Origin of the sequence: Levilactobacillus suantsaii, assembly GCF_014069315.1 — a bacterium.
In the GTDB taxonomy this organism is placed as follows: Bacteria; Bacillota; Bacilli; order Lactobacillales; family Lactobacillaceae; genus Levilactobacillus; species Levilactobacillus suantsaii.
In genome coordinates this window covers 1,309,623-1,323,275 of sequence record NZ_CP059603.1, presented here as the reverse complement: position 1 = coordinate 1,323,275, position 13,653 = coordinate 1,309,623, and the positions used below count along the sequence as shown (strand labels likewise).

The window sequence follows — 13,653 nt, the reverse complement described above, 5'->3', positions numbered from 1 at the left end:
TCTTTTATCGTTGTGTTTAGCTTATTCAGCTAAGAAGCTGGATAAATCAACGTCGACACTTGGGCCGAACGTTGACGCGATAGAAACGTGTTGGACGTAAGTGCCCCGCACAGAAGCTGGACGCGCACGAACAACCGTTTCAGCGATTGCCTTTAAGTTGCCAACTAACTTGTCAGCGTCAAAGGAAATCTTTCCGGCAGGAACCGCCACGTTACCGTCCCGGTCAGTCCGGTAGGTCACTTGACCGTTCTTAGCGTCGGAAACCGCCTTGGTGACGTTCATGGTAACCGTCCCCGTCTTAGGGTTAGGCATTAAGCCCTTAGGTCCTAAGACCCGACCTAAACGACCAACTTGGGCCATCATGTCTGGCGTTGCGATGGCAACGTCAAAGTCCAACCAGCCGTCTTGGATGCGTTCAACTAAGTCCTGTTCGCCGACGACGTCAGCACCGGCAGCTTGCGCAGCCTTAGCTTGGTCACCCTTAGCAAACACAATAACCGTGGTTTCTTTACCAGTTCCGTTAGGCAGAACTAAAGCGCCACGTAATTGTTGGTCGGCTTGCTTGGTGTCGACGTTCAGCTTGAAGGCAACTTCAACGGTTGCATCAAACTTAGCGAAATCAATCTTCTTTACTAAATCAACGGCGTCGTTAAGCGCGTAAACCTTACCGGCTTCCACTTGCTTAGCAGCGTCTTGATACTTTTTACCTCGTTTTTGAGCCATGTTTGTGTATTCCTCCTTGCAAATGTGGTTGTAACGGATAAACCTCCCACTTGACACCTTTCATTTTCGTGAAGTGTCCGACTATCCGAAAACTGAGCTTAACCTTCGACCGTGAAGCCCATGCTCCGGGCAGTACCTTCAATCATGCGCATAGCTGCTTCAACGTCAGCTGCGTTTAGATCTTGCATTTTAGTCTCAGCGATTTCCTTAACTTGATCCTTGGTTACCGTAGCAACCTTGTTCGTGTTAGGTTCGCCAGAACCCTTTTCAACACTAGCAGCCTTCTTCAACAGCACAGCTGCTGGGGGAGTCTTAGTGATGAAATCAAAGGAACGATCTTCATAGACGCTGATCACAACGGGAATGATCATACCAGCTTGGTCAGCGGTACGAGCGTTGAATTCCTTCGTGAAGCCCATGATGTTGATCCCTGCTTGACCCAGTGCTGGTCCAACTGGGGGAGCTGGGGTTGCTTTGCCTGCAGGAATCTGCAATTTAACTACGTTAGCTACTTTTTTAGCCACGAGACAATACCTCCTTAAGTCCGTGTGTGGTAACTGGAACCGATCATTTTAGGTTCCTCCCACGTTTAACAGATGCGTAACCGGTACGCATACCTGAAGAGTTTACCACACATCACCCGGCGCCACAAGGGCTTTTTTACCGGGAGTCAATCGTCGTTTAGTTAGGCGCTTAAGCCAAGATGGGATCGACTTGGTCGAAGTTGAGTTCGGTGCTGGTTTCCCGACCGAACATGTCGATGTTGACCTTCAACTTCATCTTTTCGTTGTCGACTTCGGTGACCTTGCCGACCATGTTACTGAAGGCCCCGTCCACAATGGTCACAGAGTCCCCGATGGCCACGTCTAAGTGCGCGTGGCGAGCGGACATGCCAATAGTCTGCATGATGCGTTCCACTTCATCGGGCAGCAATGGCGTTGGCTTACTCCCTTGCCCGTGAGAACCCAAGAATCCAGTCACACCCGGCGTGTTCCGGACGATATACCAAGATTGGTCACTCATGACCATTTCGATGAGCACGTAGCCCGGGAAAGTCTTTTCCATCGTGACCTTATCCTTACCGTTCTTGACCTCGTGTTCCTCTTCTTCCGGGACCACGACCCGGAAGATGTTGTCCTGCATCCCCATGGATTCAGACCGGGATTCCAAGTTCGCTTTGACCTTGTTTTCGTAACCGGCGTAGGTATGCAGCACGTACCATTGCTTTTCTTCTGATTCAACCATTATTTGGTGCACTCCTTTTTTTAGCCAAAATAAAAAAACTTCGCACTACACGAAGTTCCCGTTAGATTCAATATAGCATATTTTTCCGTGTTTGGCCACCAAGACCTTCCCGTTTAGGAAACGAACTTGAGTCCAAACTGGACGACCCAGTCAACGACCGCAAAGAAGATGGCGAACATAATTGAAATGCCCACGACCGTTCCCGTGTCATGCCGGGTCTGCTTAACGCCGGGCCAGGAAACTTGTTTCATTTCTTGACCGACCGCCTTAAAAAATCGGATTAACCGCATGGTGTTGCCTCCCTAACCAATATCTATGGGGCTTACCGCGTTTCACGATGAAGCGTGTATTTCCCACAGTGTTTACAAAACTTATTAACTTCTAACCGTTGCGTCCGGGTCGCGCTTGCTGCGATGGTGTAATTTCGGGACCCGCAAACTGAACAGGCCAAAGCGATCTTTCGCTGAGACATCCTGCCACCACCTTCACTTATCTTCTAGTATAACGAATACTGCAATAGCTTACCATCGTTTTTTACCAGCGTCAATCATTCCGCAAGTAATTGCCGCAGCTTTCGTCGACAGCGGTGCAGCGCCGCCACCACCCGTTCTTTAGGCCATCCCGTTTGCACACTGATGGCTTCCGGGGTTGCCTGCTTGAGCAAGGCGCAAAAGACCGTGCGTTCGACCGGCGATAACCGGGGTAACAGTTGGCCGACCGCCTCTTGGAGTTCGAGGCCCTCACGGACGGTCACCCGGTGATCCACCAGGGTATCCGCAAAAAAGCTACCCTGGGCTTCCACCGAAATCGTCCGCGCCCGCCGCTTTTGCGCCTGACTCTGGCGAATCAAATCATACACTCGGTGCGTCAGTGACAGACGGTAAAAAGCCCCAAAGCTTCTTGACCGCTGGGTGTTGAAGCGGTGCGCCCCGGCGTACAAGACCAGGCGGGCTTCTTGTTCCCAGTCGTCGGCATCGTGGCCCGGCAGATAAAACTGTCGCTGTAACCGGGCCAACACCGGGCGATAACGGGTAAAAAGAATTTGAATTGCCTGTGAATCGTCGTTTCGTTTGATCAACTCAATCAACTGCAGATCATCTAACCCTTCCATTGAAAAAAGCCTCCCCTAGTAAACTTTCTTCAGTCTACCGGGTGGGCTTTTGTTGCCGAAGCGAACGCACGTTTATTTCTTCCGCGGTCGTTTCAGCTTGGCATGTTTCGCCGCCGGGGAACCCGACAGTCGATCGCGCAATTTTTCAAGTTTATATAATTGTTGGTCGTTCCAGGGCGATTTGCGGACCAGGCCCTTGTCGGCGTACTCCCGAGCGGTCTGCTTGACCTCATTTTGCGCCCGTTCGATATCGCGGAGGAGTTCCCCCGCTGGAATCCGCAGGGCCCCTTCGGAGAAGATGGTCCACTGTTCGGCCTGGTCACTAGTGGCCACCGTCACCTGAGTGAAGCGCGTCTGCAACTTCTTGGCTAACTTTTCAATGTAGCTATCCGCCGTCTCGTCACGGTTGGTCCAGGTCACGTGCAGGTCGTACTGCCGGTAGGTCTTGGAGATCCCCGGTACGTACATCGCATCAAACACCACGTAAATGATGGATTCCCGGAGCTTGTGGTAGTTCGCCAGCATGTTGAGTAACTGGTCGCGGGCTTCCGGTAACCGTTCTTGCTGCTTCAGTCGGCCGAGTTCGGGCCAGTTGCCGATCATGTTGTACGCATCGACAATTAAAATGTCCTGTTTCATGTCCCTCACCCTTCTCCTGTCGGCTTAGTGTTGGAGCGGATGACGAGAACTATAGCCTTGATACATCAAGAGTCCCGCCGCCACGCTGGCGTTCAAGCTTTGAACCGTTCCCACCATCGGAATGGTCAACGTCTGGTCCACCGTTTCCTTGAGCAATCGCGAGATGCCCTTGCCTTCGTTACCAATGATGAGCCCCACGGCGCCCTTGGCGTTCCAGTCACGGTAATCGGTCCCGGCCATGTCGGTCCCGAAGATCCACATGCCGCGCTGTTTCAAATCATTGACCGTGTTCACTAGGTTAGTGACCCGGGCAACCGGCACCGTTTCGATGGCCCCGGTCGAGGTCTTGGCCACCGTCGAGGTCAAGCCCACGGCCCGGCGCTTGGGAATAATGATTCCGTGGACGCTACTAGCATCGGCCGTTCGCAAAATCGACCCCAGGTTATGCGGGTCTTCGATGTTATCCAAAATCAAGAAAAACGGGTCTTCGTTATGCTTGACCGCGTTAGCGTAGAGGTCGTCGATGGTGGCATAGTCAAACGCCGCCACGCCTAAAGCGACCCCCTGGTGGTTCTGGTGGTCAGTCAACTGGTCCAACTTTTGCTTAGGGACCTCCGAAATCACTAGGTGCCGGCGTTGCGCCAATTGCCGAATCTCATCAATGGCTTCCGACTTGAGGCCACTTTGTAAAAAGACTTTATTGATGGTTTGTTGACTGCGTAAAGCGGCCACGGCCGGGTGGCGGCCAATCACAAAATCAGTTTGTTCGTCTGCCATTATTCCGTCCGCCCCGCTTCCACTTGTTGAATGCACCAGTTACTAAGTTCATCGACGCGATCTTGTTGGCCACTCAAGGCTAAATAGCCCATCAAGGCTTCAAAACCGGTCGAGATCCGGTAAGTCACCACGTCAGTGTTCTTGGCGTGGGTGTAACTCTTGGCGTTACGGCCGCGTTTGAAGACGGTCCACTCGTCGGCGGTCAACAAGTCGTCGGTCTCCATCAGTGAGATCAACGCCGCTTGGGCCTTGGCCGACACATAATGGGTCGCCGTTTTTTGCAGGTGGTTGGGCTTAGCTAAGCCCTCTTCAATCAAATGTCGGCGAATGATGACTTCGTAGGCCGCGTCACCCATGTAGGCTAAAGCCACGCCGTTGAGTTGTTGATAAGCTGTATTGGTTGTCATGAATTTCCTTTCTTCCACCGGGTGCCTTGGGGTGTATCCTCGAGGATGATCCCCTGGGCCTTCAGTTGTTCACGAATTTCGTCGCTACGCTGGAAGTCCCGGTTCTTACGGGCTTGAACCCGTTCTTGAATTAATGCTTCGATACGGTCGTCGTCTAAGGTCGCCGCTGCCGTTAACTCAACGCCAAAGACGCTGAGCAGATTGAACAACGTTTGACGCATAAACGTCAACGTGTCCTTAAAGACCACGGGGCGTTCGGCGTACACGTTGCCCAACCGGGCCAATTCGTAGACCTCGGCGACCCCGTTTTGAACGTTGAAGTCGTCGTCCATGGCGTCGGTGTAGTCGGCCGTGATTTGGCGTACTTCTTGTTCGATCTTCGGGTCGTGCCCCGCTTCGGCGTCTTGCAACCGATAGCCCATGTTGTCGTAGGCCGTTTGTAACCGTTCCAAGTTCCGCGAGGCGGTATCTAAGTTCTGCTGGGTGTATTGAATCGGCCGCCGGTACTGGGTCGTGGCCATGAAGAACCGTAAGCCCCGTGCGTCCACGGTCTTCAATAGGTCATGGACCGTCACGAAGTTGCCCAGTGACTTACTCATCTTCTGATTCTCGTCACCCACGGTCACAAACCCGTTATGGAGCCAGTAATGGACAAATGGCTTGCCGGTCTCAGCTTCACTTTGGGCCAGTTCGTTTTGGTGGTGCGGGAAGATCAGGTCTTCACCGCCCCCGTGGATGTCGAAAGTCTCCCCTAACAGGTCCGTCGACATCACGGAGCACTCGATGTGCCAGCCGGGACGTCCGGCCCCCCAAGGCGACGGCCAGGAAATTTCGCCCGGTTTAGCGCCCTTCCATAAGGCAAAATCCACGGGGTCTTCCTTACGGTCGGTCTCCTCGTCGGCGGTGTGCTGCGAGGCCCCCGCCTCTAACTCGTCGATGTTTTGGTGAGCCAACTTACCGTAATCGGCAAACTTGCGGGCCCGGTAATAAACATCGCCGTCGGCCGGGTACGCGTAACCCTTCTGGACTAACTTTTGCACGAACTCGATAATCTCTTGGATATAATCGGTCGCCCGGGGATTGGCCGTGGCCGGCTCAACGTTCAACGCCGCCGTGTCTTCCTTAAAGGCCTGGATAAACTTGTCCCCTAATTCGGGCACTGTGATGCCTTCCTTACGGGCTTCATTGATCATTTTATCGTCCACGTCAGTAAAATTAGAGACGTACTTGACCTGATACCCGCGGTATTCAAAATACCGCCGGATCGTGTCGAACGCAATCACGCTGCGTGCGTTGCCAATATGAATATAGTTATAGACGGTTGGTCCACAGACGTACATATTCACGACGCCCGGGGTGATGGGTTCAAATGGTTCTTTTTGTCGCGTCATGGTATTAAAAACTTTGAGCATTCCCGAGGCTCCCTTCACGTCACTTTACACTAGTTAGGTCCATTGTAGCATATTCCGGGCTCAACTCAGAGACTGACGTTACGTCAGAGCACAAACAAAAGGGCCCAGGGGGTAACCCCCAGACCCTCATGGCGGCGTGATCCTTAACCGCCTGATGATGACTAGCCTCGTAGTGCTAGTCGTCACGTGTGTTTGTTGTTTAAGTTAAGCACCCAATTGGTCCAAGGTTTCTTGGATGTGAGCTAAGGCCGTCTTGCGACCCACCAATTCGATGGATTCTGGCAATTCTGGTCCGTGCATTTCGTGGGTCACCGCAATCCGAATCGGCATCCAAAGTTGGCGACCCTTGATGCCAGTTTGGGCCTGGACCTTCTTGATGACGTGGAAGATTTCCACAGAATCAAAGAGGTCGAGCTTCTTAATCTCAGCGGCGAACGCCTTCAAAACAACCGGGGCGGTTTCGTTACTGATTTCAGCTAAAGCGTCCCCTTCAACCTTGTCTGGTTCCTGGAAGAAGACGGAAGCCATGTCGTTGATTTGCGCCATGTAGCTCATTTGCCGTTTGTACAAGTTGATCAGTTGCCGGGCCCATTCGATAGTGGCCGTGTCCGGGTTAGCTGGCAAGTTGCCCGCCTTGATCAATTGCTTCATGGCTAGGTCGGCCACAACGCTAGAATCGGCTTCCTTCACGTACCGGTTGTTCAACCATTCCAGCTTATCGCTGTCAAAGGTGGCCGGGGACTTGCTCAAGCGGTTTTCGTCGTACATCTTGATGAACTGCTTGCGCGTAAAGATTTCGTCTTCGCCGACCGGTGACCAGCCCAACAACAGGATGAAGTTGAACATGGCTTCTGGCAGGTAGCCCAAGTCCCGGTATTGTTCAATGAATTGAAGGACGGACTCGTCCCGCTTGGATAACTTCTTCCCGGTATCCTTGCTGATGATCAAACTCATATGCCCGAACTTCGGGGCTTCCCAACCAAAGGCTTCATAGATCATCAATTGCTTCGGCGTGTTGGCCACGTGGTCATCACCCCGGAAAACGTGGGTGATGGCCATTTTGTGGTCATCCACAACGACGGCAAAGTTGTAGGTTGGCATCCCATCACGCTTGGCGATGACGAAGTCGCCGCCGATGGTATCGGAGTTGAAGGACACCTTGTCCTTGACCATGTCGTCCCACGCGTAGACCTTATCCTTCGGGACCCGGAAACGAATGACCGGCTTCAAGCCCTTGGCTTTGGCCGCGTCGATAGCCGCTTGGCGTTCCTCATCGGACATCCCCGCATATTCGTATTCGTAATGGGGCATTTCGTTGCGGGCCTTTTGGGCTTCCCGGTCGGCTTGAAGTTCCTCTTCCGTCCGGTAAGATTCGTAAGCCTTGCCTTCATCTAACAGTTGTTGGATGAGGGGCGTGTAGATGTCGCGCCGTTCGGATTGCCGGTAAGGACCATAGTCGCCACCGACGTCGGGACCTTCATCCCAGTCCAAACCGAGCCACTTTAAGTTGTCCAACTGGCTCCGTTCACCGTCCGCGATGTTGCGCTTAGTATCCGTGTCTTCGATCCGAATAATAAACTTACCCTTGTTGTGGCGGGCAAACAGATAATTGAAAATTGCCGTCCGCGCGTTACCGATGTGCAGATGTCCAGTGGGGCTCGGTGCATAACGAACCCGAATTGCATTTTTAGCCAAATTGGTTGCGCCTCTTTCTCGTTTTTTTTAGTTGGTGTCGGGTCACCCCGACGTATCCACAGTGCTTTAAGTGTACAATGCTCATCACCAAAAATAAAGGGGTAGTGGCGTTTTGTTGTCAAAGCCCCTTTCCCGGTCGGCGGACACCTCGTTACTTATTGCGTCGCTTGCCAGATGGCTTGTGATCCTCAATGCCCCGTTCGGAGTGGACCGGTTTGGCGAAAATCATCCGCCCCGCATCCGTCTGAATGGCACTGGTGACCACGACGTCCAATTGCTTATTGATGAAGTACTTCCCATCTTCGACCACGACCATGGTGCCGTCGTCGAGGTAGGCGACCCCTTGCTGCCGTTCGGTCCCGTTCTTGACCACCATCACGTGGAGGTTCTCTCCCGGGATGACCCGCGGTTTCAAGGCGTTGGCTAAGGAATTGATGTTTAAGACCTGCACGTTTTGGAACTGGATGACCTTGTTCAAGTTGTAATCGTTAGTCACGATGACACCGCCATCTTTCTTGGCCAGTGCAATCAGCTTGCTGTCGACTTCGGGGATGTCCTCGAAGTCCCCATCATACATCTCGATAGGCATTACGTGTTCATTTTGTAACTTGTTCAAGATATCCAATCCTCGCCGACCACGGACCCGTTTGACCGAGTCGCTAGAATCGGCGATGTATTGTAACTCGTACAATACGAAGTTCGGCACCAACAGCGTTCCTTCCAAGAAACCCGTCTTGGCCAAGTCATAAATGCGGCCGTCGATTAAGATGTTGGTATCCAAAATTTTATAATGGTGAAAATTGGGTTCAGCTGGTTTGTCTAAGACCTTGTCGTTGGTCTCATCGTTGCTCTTCTTAGTTTGTGGTTGGAATAACTTGCGCCATTCTTCAACCCGAATCTTACTGAGCCGAGTCCCCAAGCGAAAGCCAAGATACCCCAACAGAAGCATCAAGATCCACGGAATGACCGTGCTGATGAAAAACGACGGCACCCGAAACAAGAACTGCGAGATCAATAACGCCAGCGCTAAGCCGACAATCGTTAATAAACTTCCGAAAATTAAGGTCATGGGATCTTGCCGGTTCAAATACGCTTCCAGGCGATTCACGCCCTGGACTAAACTGCCGGCAAAAAACGCTCCCAGAATGAGGAAAATAATAGCACCAAGCAAAATATTGACCAGAATATTATCAACGAACAGGCTCGTCACGCCAAAAGCCTGCCACATCCGGGGTAAATACGCTGCCCCTAGCACCGCCCCAATAATGGTAAAGAGGATCAAAACTACCGTTCGCTTCCGATTCTGCATAAACTCACCTCCTTTCATTGCAATTGGCTTATACGCCCAATGCTAACTTCAACGCTTGATGAAGCGTGGACACACCAATCACGTCGATGCCTGCCGGGGGCGTCCACCCCTGCAGGTTGTTCTTCGGCACAAAGATACGTTGGAACCCTAACTTCTTGGCCTCGGCGACTCGCTGCTCGATGCGGCTGACCCGGCGAATCTCACCGGTCAACCCGACTTCACCTACGAAACAATCCGTCGGTGCCGTCGCCGTGTCCCGATAACTAGACGCGATACTCAACGCAATCGCCAAATCGATGGCCGGTTCGTCGAGCTTGACGCCCCCGGCGGCCTTCAGAAAGGCGTCTTGGTTTTGGAGCATCAGATTGGCCCGCTTTTCGAGCACCGCCATCAATAGTGAGACCCGGTTACGGTCCAAACCACTAGCCGTTCGTTGGGCGTTACCGAAGACCGATGGCGTGATCAACGCTTGAACTTCCACTAGAATCGGGCGGGTCCCCTCCATGGAGACCACGATGGCCGACCCGGTCGCATCTTTCAACCGTTCTTCCAAGAAGATTTCCGACGGGTTGGCGACTTCGTAGAGGCCACCCTCCTTCATTTCAAAGATGCCCAGTTCATTGGTCGACCCGAACCGGTTCTTCACGGCCCGTAAGATGCGGTAGGTGTGGTGCAGGTCCCCTTCAAAGTACAGGACCGTATCCACCATATGTTCCAAGATTTTCGGCCCGGCGATGGCACCGCCCTTGGTCACGTGCCCCACGACGAAGATGGTAATGCCGTTGGTCTTGGCAATCTGCATCAATTCACCAGTCACCGCGCGAATCTGGGAGACGGACCCAATCGCCGAATCAATACCCGGCGCCTGCATGGTCTGCACGGAGTCGATGACCACGTAGTCCGGTTGCATCTCTTCGATGTTCGCCCGGATGCTGGCCATGTCCGTTTCCGGATATAAGTACAAATGCTCGGCGTTGACCACCAAACGGTCGGCCCGCATCTTGATTTGACTGGCACTTTCTTCGCCGGAAACGTAGAGAACCTTGCCGCCCGTAGCGCTCAGTTGCCCGGACACTTGCAGGAGTAAGGTGGATTTCCCGATGCCGGGGTCGCCACCAATCAGGATCAACGAACCTGGCACGATGCCGCCACCGAGTACCCGGTTGAGTTCCCCCATCTGGGTCTTTACCCGGGTCTCAGTCGTGTGCTTGATTTCACTCATCAGTTGTGGGTGGGTGTGCTGCCCGCTCACCGTGACCCGAGTAGATTGTGGCTTGACTTCCGGCGTTACTGTTTCTTCGATCATGGTGTTCCATTCCCCACAGTTGGGGCAGCGGCCCAAATAACGGGGCGAGCTGTAATCACAATTTTGACAAACAAATTTAGTTTTAACTTTGGCCACGGCCATCCCCCTATTCTCTAAGTTTATTCTAGCATATCGGCCAGGTGGGACCCACTAGTCCGTTACTGCTGATCCGACGACCCAAAACCCCCAGTCCGTTGCTGTTGCGGTGCTTGTTCAGCATCGGCCAACCGAAACGGCATGAAAATGCCTTGCGCGATGCGTTGCCCCTTTTTGATGGTCACGTCGTGCAGGCTGACGTTGACCAACTGTACAAAGATTTCGCCTTCGTTTTTTTCATTATTATAGTAGTCAGCGTCGATGACCCCGACCCCGTTGGGTAAAATCAACCCGTGCTTCAGCGGGTTACTGGACCGGTTAGCCAATAGTAAGACCTCGTCCGGTTGCATGTACGCCTTGATCCCAGTCGGCACCAAGTAGGGTTTCATCACCCGGTTGCCCGCCGCCAGTTCTTCCGTCGTCAGCGGTTGCCGTTGCCGCAGACGCTTGAAAGCGTGTAAGACATCGTGACGCCAAATCGACGGAAGCACGAAGTCCTCAGCACACTCAAAATCATACCCCGCAGACCGTTGGGTGGTCCGGTAAGGTAAGTTCAATCCCTGGTTGGCATAGCGGTTAACAATTTCAAATCCTCGTTGCATGTCGGCACTCCTTTATCAACTTTACTTAATCAAGACTCTGTTACTAGAATAAGCAACTCGCCGCCAGATTACCAGTCAAAAAGCTTCTCAGCTGAAATGTGTTGACAACCCGTGGCGGATAGACCAAAATCAGAGGTAGAAAATGGTCACGAAAGGAGCCGGCCCATGACAATTCGTGAAACACCCGGCCAATTGACCGCCGTCGTTGCCGATTTCCCCGTTGCGAGTCTGCACTACCTCGTGCTTAACTCGCAACAATGGGTCCTCGAGCAACTCTTCGTGCGGCCCCAACAGCCTGTCGACTTGGCTCAAGAGCTGATTGAACGGTTCAGCCAGTTGGCCACCACCGCACAGGTCACCGTCAAAGTGCTCGACCCGTACGCCAAGCGCTACTTCAGTCAGCACCCGGCACCGGACTTATTGGCCGCTCACCAGTTACCCGTAACGGGACCCGCGGCCGTTCAACCAGTTGCTTTAACTCAGCACCCTACAGAAGAGGAGTAATTTTATTATGGATCAAAACGCATTAAAGGCCCTCGTGGGTCAAGCCGCCGTCAAGTACGTCGAAGACGGGATGATTTTAGGGATTGGGACCGGCTCGACGGTCAAATACATGATCGATGCGTTAGGTGAACGGGTCAAACAGGAAGGCCTGAACATCGTGGGGATTGCCACCTCCGACCGTTCCGCCAAACAAGCCGCCGACCTAGGCATCACCATCAAACAACTCGATGACGTCGACCACCTCGACCTCACCATTGATGGCGCCGATGAAATCGACGACAATTTCCAAGGCATCAAGGGTGGCGGAGCCGCTCATCTCTGGGAAAAAATCGTCGCCATCAACTCCCGTAAGAACATGTGGATCGTCGACGAAAGCAAGCTGGTCCATCACTTAGGAAAGTTTCCCCTACCACTGGAAGTTATTCCATTTGGCTCGACCCACGTGTTAGAGAAGCTGGAGAAGATGGATTTACACCCGGCCTTTCGGTTCAACGCCGATGGCAGTCACGTTTTGACTGACTCTAAGAACTACATCATCGACTTGCACTTGGGACGCATCGACCACCCACACGAATTGGCCAACACCTTAAACGGCATCGTGGGCGTGGTGGAACACGGCTTGTTCCTCGATACGGTCAACACTGTCATCGTGGGCCGGCAAGATGGCCCCGAAGTCTTGAACGCTCGCGACTAATCATCAAAGAAACGATAGGAAAAGGTCCGGAAAAAATCCGGACCTTTTTTAGTAAGTGTTTTAATTGTTTTCGGTAACCGTAACTGCTGACCGATTGCGTTTCAAGAGGAACACCGCCCCCAAGAAGAACGCTGCCGCCAGAAAGGCCGTCAACGGTAAGAGGTGGAACATGCTGGCCGGTAAGACCAAGGCCAGTAACGGGAAGGCGTACGCGGCGGGTAACTTGAGCCGCAAGAGGCCGAGTAAAATGAAGACCAGTGGTTGGGCAATCAAGGTGGTCAAGAACCACGAGGCCACGACCAGGTGAATCCCGACGCCCAGACTTGCCGCCCCGACCAACGCAATGAACTGGCGGATGGCGAGGTGGAAGTCGTAAGTTGGCTTTTGGAGCGTTTCATAGAAAACGACCAAAACCGGTGGCACGGCGGCCATTTGCGGCACCCCGGCGACCCAAACGCCACCAATCCAGATGGCAACCAATAAGGCGAACAGTCCCATCTGCCCCGTCGTGGTGGCCCGTACCGGTTGGGTGTGCGGGTATTGGCGTTGCAGATAGGTCCCCAGCATTAGACCCCCGGTCAAGAGACAAATGGCGACCATGAAGGACCAGTGCGTGGCGTTAACGATCAATGGTAAGAGCCCCGTGGCAAACGACGGTGCTAAGGTGGAATGGACCAACCGCAACCAGATCAACATCCCTAACAACCCCAACAAGACCTTCGCCGCGTACGGCCAGGCCAACTGGTTAGCTAGAAAACCAATCAAAGCGGTTCCCGACGGAGCCCAGAAGACCTTGAACGGCTGGTGAATCCAGTCAGGATTTTGGTAGATCCAGGTCCCGGCGGTCAGCGCACCGACTTCTGGGAGAATTACCTCAGAGTTATTCAGATAAGTGGCGATGGCGACCATCAGGAGGACATAGCCGAATCCAATGAGATAATGACGAACTTCGATAGCGCTGAACAATGTGACCAATTCCTTTCCCTTGTAAATTTTTTGCGCAAACAGAGAGCGATTGTAACATATCATTGGCGTTAATTGTTGTTTCAAACTAAATTTTATATATGAAATCGTTTCCAATTTTAGTTTACTTTCTCCGCAGTCTATCATTCCCCGTTAGCACCTCAGAGCGT

At 52.8% G+C, this 13,653-nt stretch carries 17 protein-coding genes; 2 read left to right on the top strand and 15 right to left on the bottom strand.

The window, feature by feature from the left end:
* Positions 1 to 21 precede the first annotated feature (21 nt).
* From rplA to H3M12_RS06025, 14 genes are all read right to left on the bottom strand, one after another.
* Complete coding sequence (rplA, locus tag H3M12_RS06090) at positions 22 to 723, bottom strand: 50S ribosomal protein L1 (RefSeq protein WP_129031202.1); 702 nt, start codon at positions 721 to 723, stop codon at positions 22 to 24.
* A gap of 98 nt (positions 724 to 821) precedes the next feature.
* A complete protein-coding gene (gene rplK, locus H3M12_RS06085) occupies positions 822 to 1,247 on the bottom strand; it encodes a 50S ribosomal protein L11 (RefSeq protein ID WP_129031203.1) in 426 nt (141 codons plus the stop codon).
* 169 nt (positions 1,248 to 1,416) lie between these two features.
* Entirely contained in the window at positions 1,417 to 1,968 is a 552-nt protein-coding gene (nusG, locus tag H3M12_RS06080; protein ID WP_129031204.1) for a transcription termination/antitermination protein NusG, read from the bottom strand.
* A gap of 113 nt (positions 1,969 to 2,081) precedes the next feature.
* Entirely contained in the window at positions 2,082 to 2,258 is a 177-nt protein-coding gene (secE, locus tag H3M12_RS06075; RefSeq protein WP_129031205.1) for a preprotein translocase subunit SecE, read from the bottom strand.
* 32 nt (positions 2,259 to 2,290) lie between these two features.
* Positions 2,291 to 2,440, bottom strand: a complete 150-nt coding sequence (gene rpmG / locus H3M12_RS06070; protein WP_129031206.1) for a 50S ribosomal protein L33 — start codon at positions 2,438 to 2,440, stop codon at positions 2,291 to 2,293.
* 75 nt (positions 2,441 to 2,515) lie between these two features.
* Positions 2,516 to 3,079 (bottom strand): sigma-70 family RNA polymerase sigma factor, encoded by a 564-nt coding sequence (locus H3M12_RS06065; protein WP_129031207.1) that lies wholly within the window; start codon positions 3,077 to 3,079, stop codon positions 2,516 to 2,518.
* A 72-nt stretch (positions 3,080 to 3,151) separates the two neighbouring features.
* Positions 3,152 to 3,718 (bottom strand): NYN domain-containing protein, encoded by a 567-nt coding sequence (locus H3M12_RS06060; protein WP_129031208.1) that lies wholly within the window; start codon positions 3,716 to 3,718, stop codon positions 3,152 to 3,154.
* Positions 3,719 to 3,742: 24 nt separating this feature from the next.
* Positions 3,743 to 4,495, bottom strand: a complete 753-nt coding sequence (gene rlmB, locus H3M12_RS06055) for a 23S rRNA (guanosine(2251)-2'-O)-methyltransferase RlmB (protein WP_129031209.1) — start codon at positions 4,493 to 4,495, stop codon at positions 3,743 to 3,745.
* Positions 4,495 to 4,902 carry a Mini-ribonuclease 3 gene (locus H3M12_RS06050; RefSeq protein ID WP_129031210.1) on the bottom strand — a complete coding sequence of 136 codons (408 nt, stop codon included), beginning with the start codon at positions 4,900 to 4,902 and terminating at the stop codon, positions 4,495 to 4,497. Before H3M12_RS06050 ends, rlmB begins: the two co-directional genes overlap by 1 nt.
* Entirely contained in the window at positions 4,899 to 6,314 is a 1,416-nt protein-coding gene (gene cysS / locus H3M12_RS06045; protein ID WP_129031211.1) for a cysteine--tRNA ligase, read from the bottom strand. The genes H3M12_RS06050 and cysS overlap by 4 nt, the downstream gene beginning before the upstream one ends.
* A 204-nt stretch (positions 6,315 to 6,518) precedes the next feature.
* Entirely contained in the window at positions 6,519 to 8,009 is a 1,491-nt protein-coding gene (gene gltX, locus H3M12_RS06040; RefSeq protein WP_129031212.1) for a glutamate--tRNA ligase, read from the bottom strand.
* 151 nt (positions 8,010 to 8,160) lie between these two features.
* Positions 8,161 to 9,318: a PIN/TRAM domain-containing protein gene (locus H3M12_RS06035; RefSeq protein WP_129031213.1), complete on the bottom strand. Its 1,158-nt coding sequence runs from the start codon at positions 9,316 to 9,318 to the stop codon at positions 8,161 to 8,163.
* A 28-nt stretch (positions 9,319 to 9,346) separates the two neighbouring features.
* Positions 9,347 to 10,720 (bottom strand): DNA repair protein RadA, encoded by a 1,374-nt coding sequence (gene radA, locus H3M12_RS06030; RefSeq protein WP_129031214.1) that lies wholly within the window; start codon positions 10,718 to 10,720, stop codon positions 9,347 to 9,349.
* A gap of 62 nt (positions 10,721 to 10,782) precedes the next feature.
* Complete coding sequence (locus tag H3M12_RS06025) at positions 10,783 to 11,322, bottom strand: dCTP deaminase/dUTPase family protein (RefSeq protein WP_129031215.1); 540 nt, start codon at positions 11,320 to 11,322, stop codon at positions 10,783 to 10,785.
* 165 nt (positions 11,323 to 11,487) lie between these two features.
* Between H3M12_RS06025 and H3M12_RS06020 the strand changes: the two genes are divergently transcribed.
* Together H3M12_RS06020 and rpiA are read left to right on the top strand one after the other, a co-directional pair.
* Positions 11,488 to 11,826, top strand: a complete 339-nt coding sequence (locus tag H3M12_RS06020; RefSeq protein ID WP_129031216.1) for an acetyltransferase — start codon at positions 11,488 to 11,490, stop codon at positions 11,824 to 11,826.
* A 7-nt stretch (positions 11,827 to 11,833) separates the two neighbouring features.
* On the top strand, positions 11,834 to 12,520 hold the full coding sequence (gene rpiA, locus H3M12_RS06015; protein WP_129031217.1) for a ribose-5-phosphate isomerase RpiA: 687 nt from the start codon (positions 11,834 to 11,836) through the stop codon (positions 12,518 to 12,520).
* Positions 12,521 to 12,580: 60 nt separating this feature from the next.
* Here the strand turns inward: rpiA and H3M12_RS06010 are convergent, their stop codons facing one another.
* A complete protein-coding gene (locus tag H3M12_RS06010; RefSeq protein ID WP_233449138.1) occupies positions 12,581 to 13,570 on the bottom strand; it encodes a hypothetical protein in 990 nt (329 codons plus the stop codon).
* Positions 13,571 to 13,653: the final 83 nt, after the last annotated feature.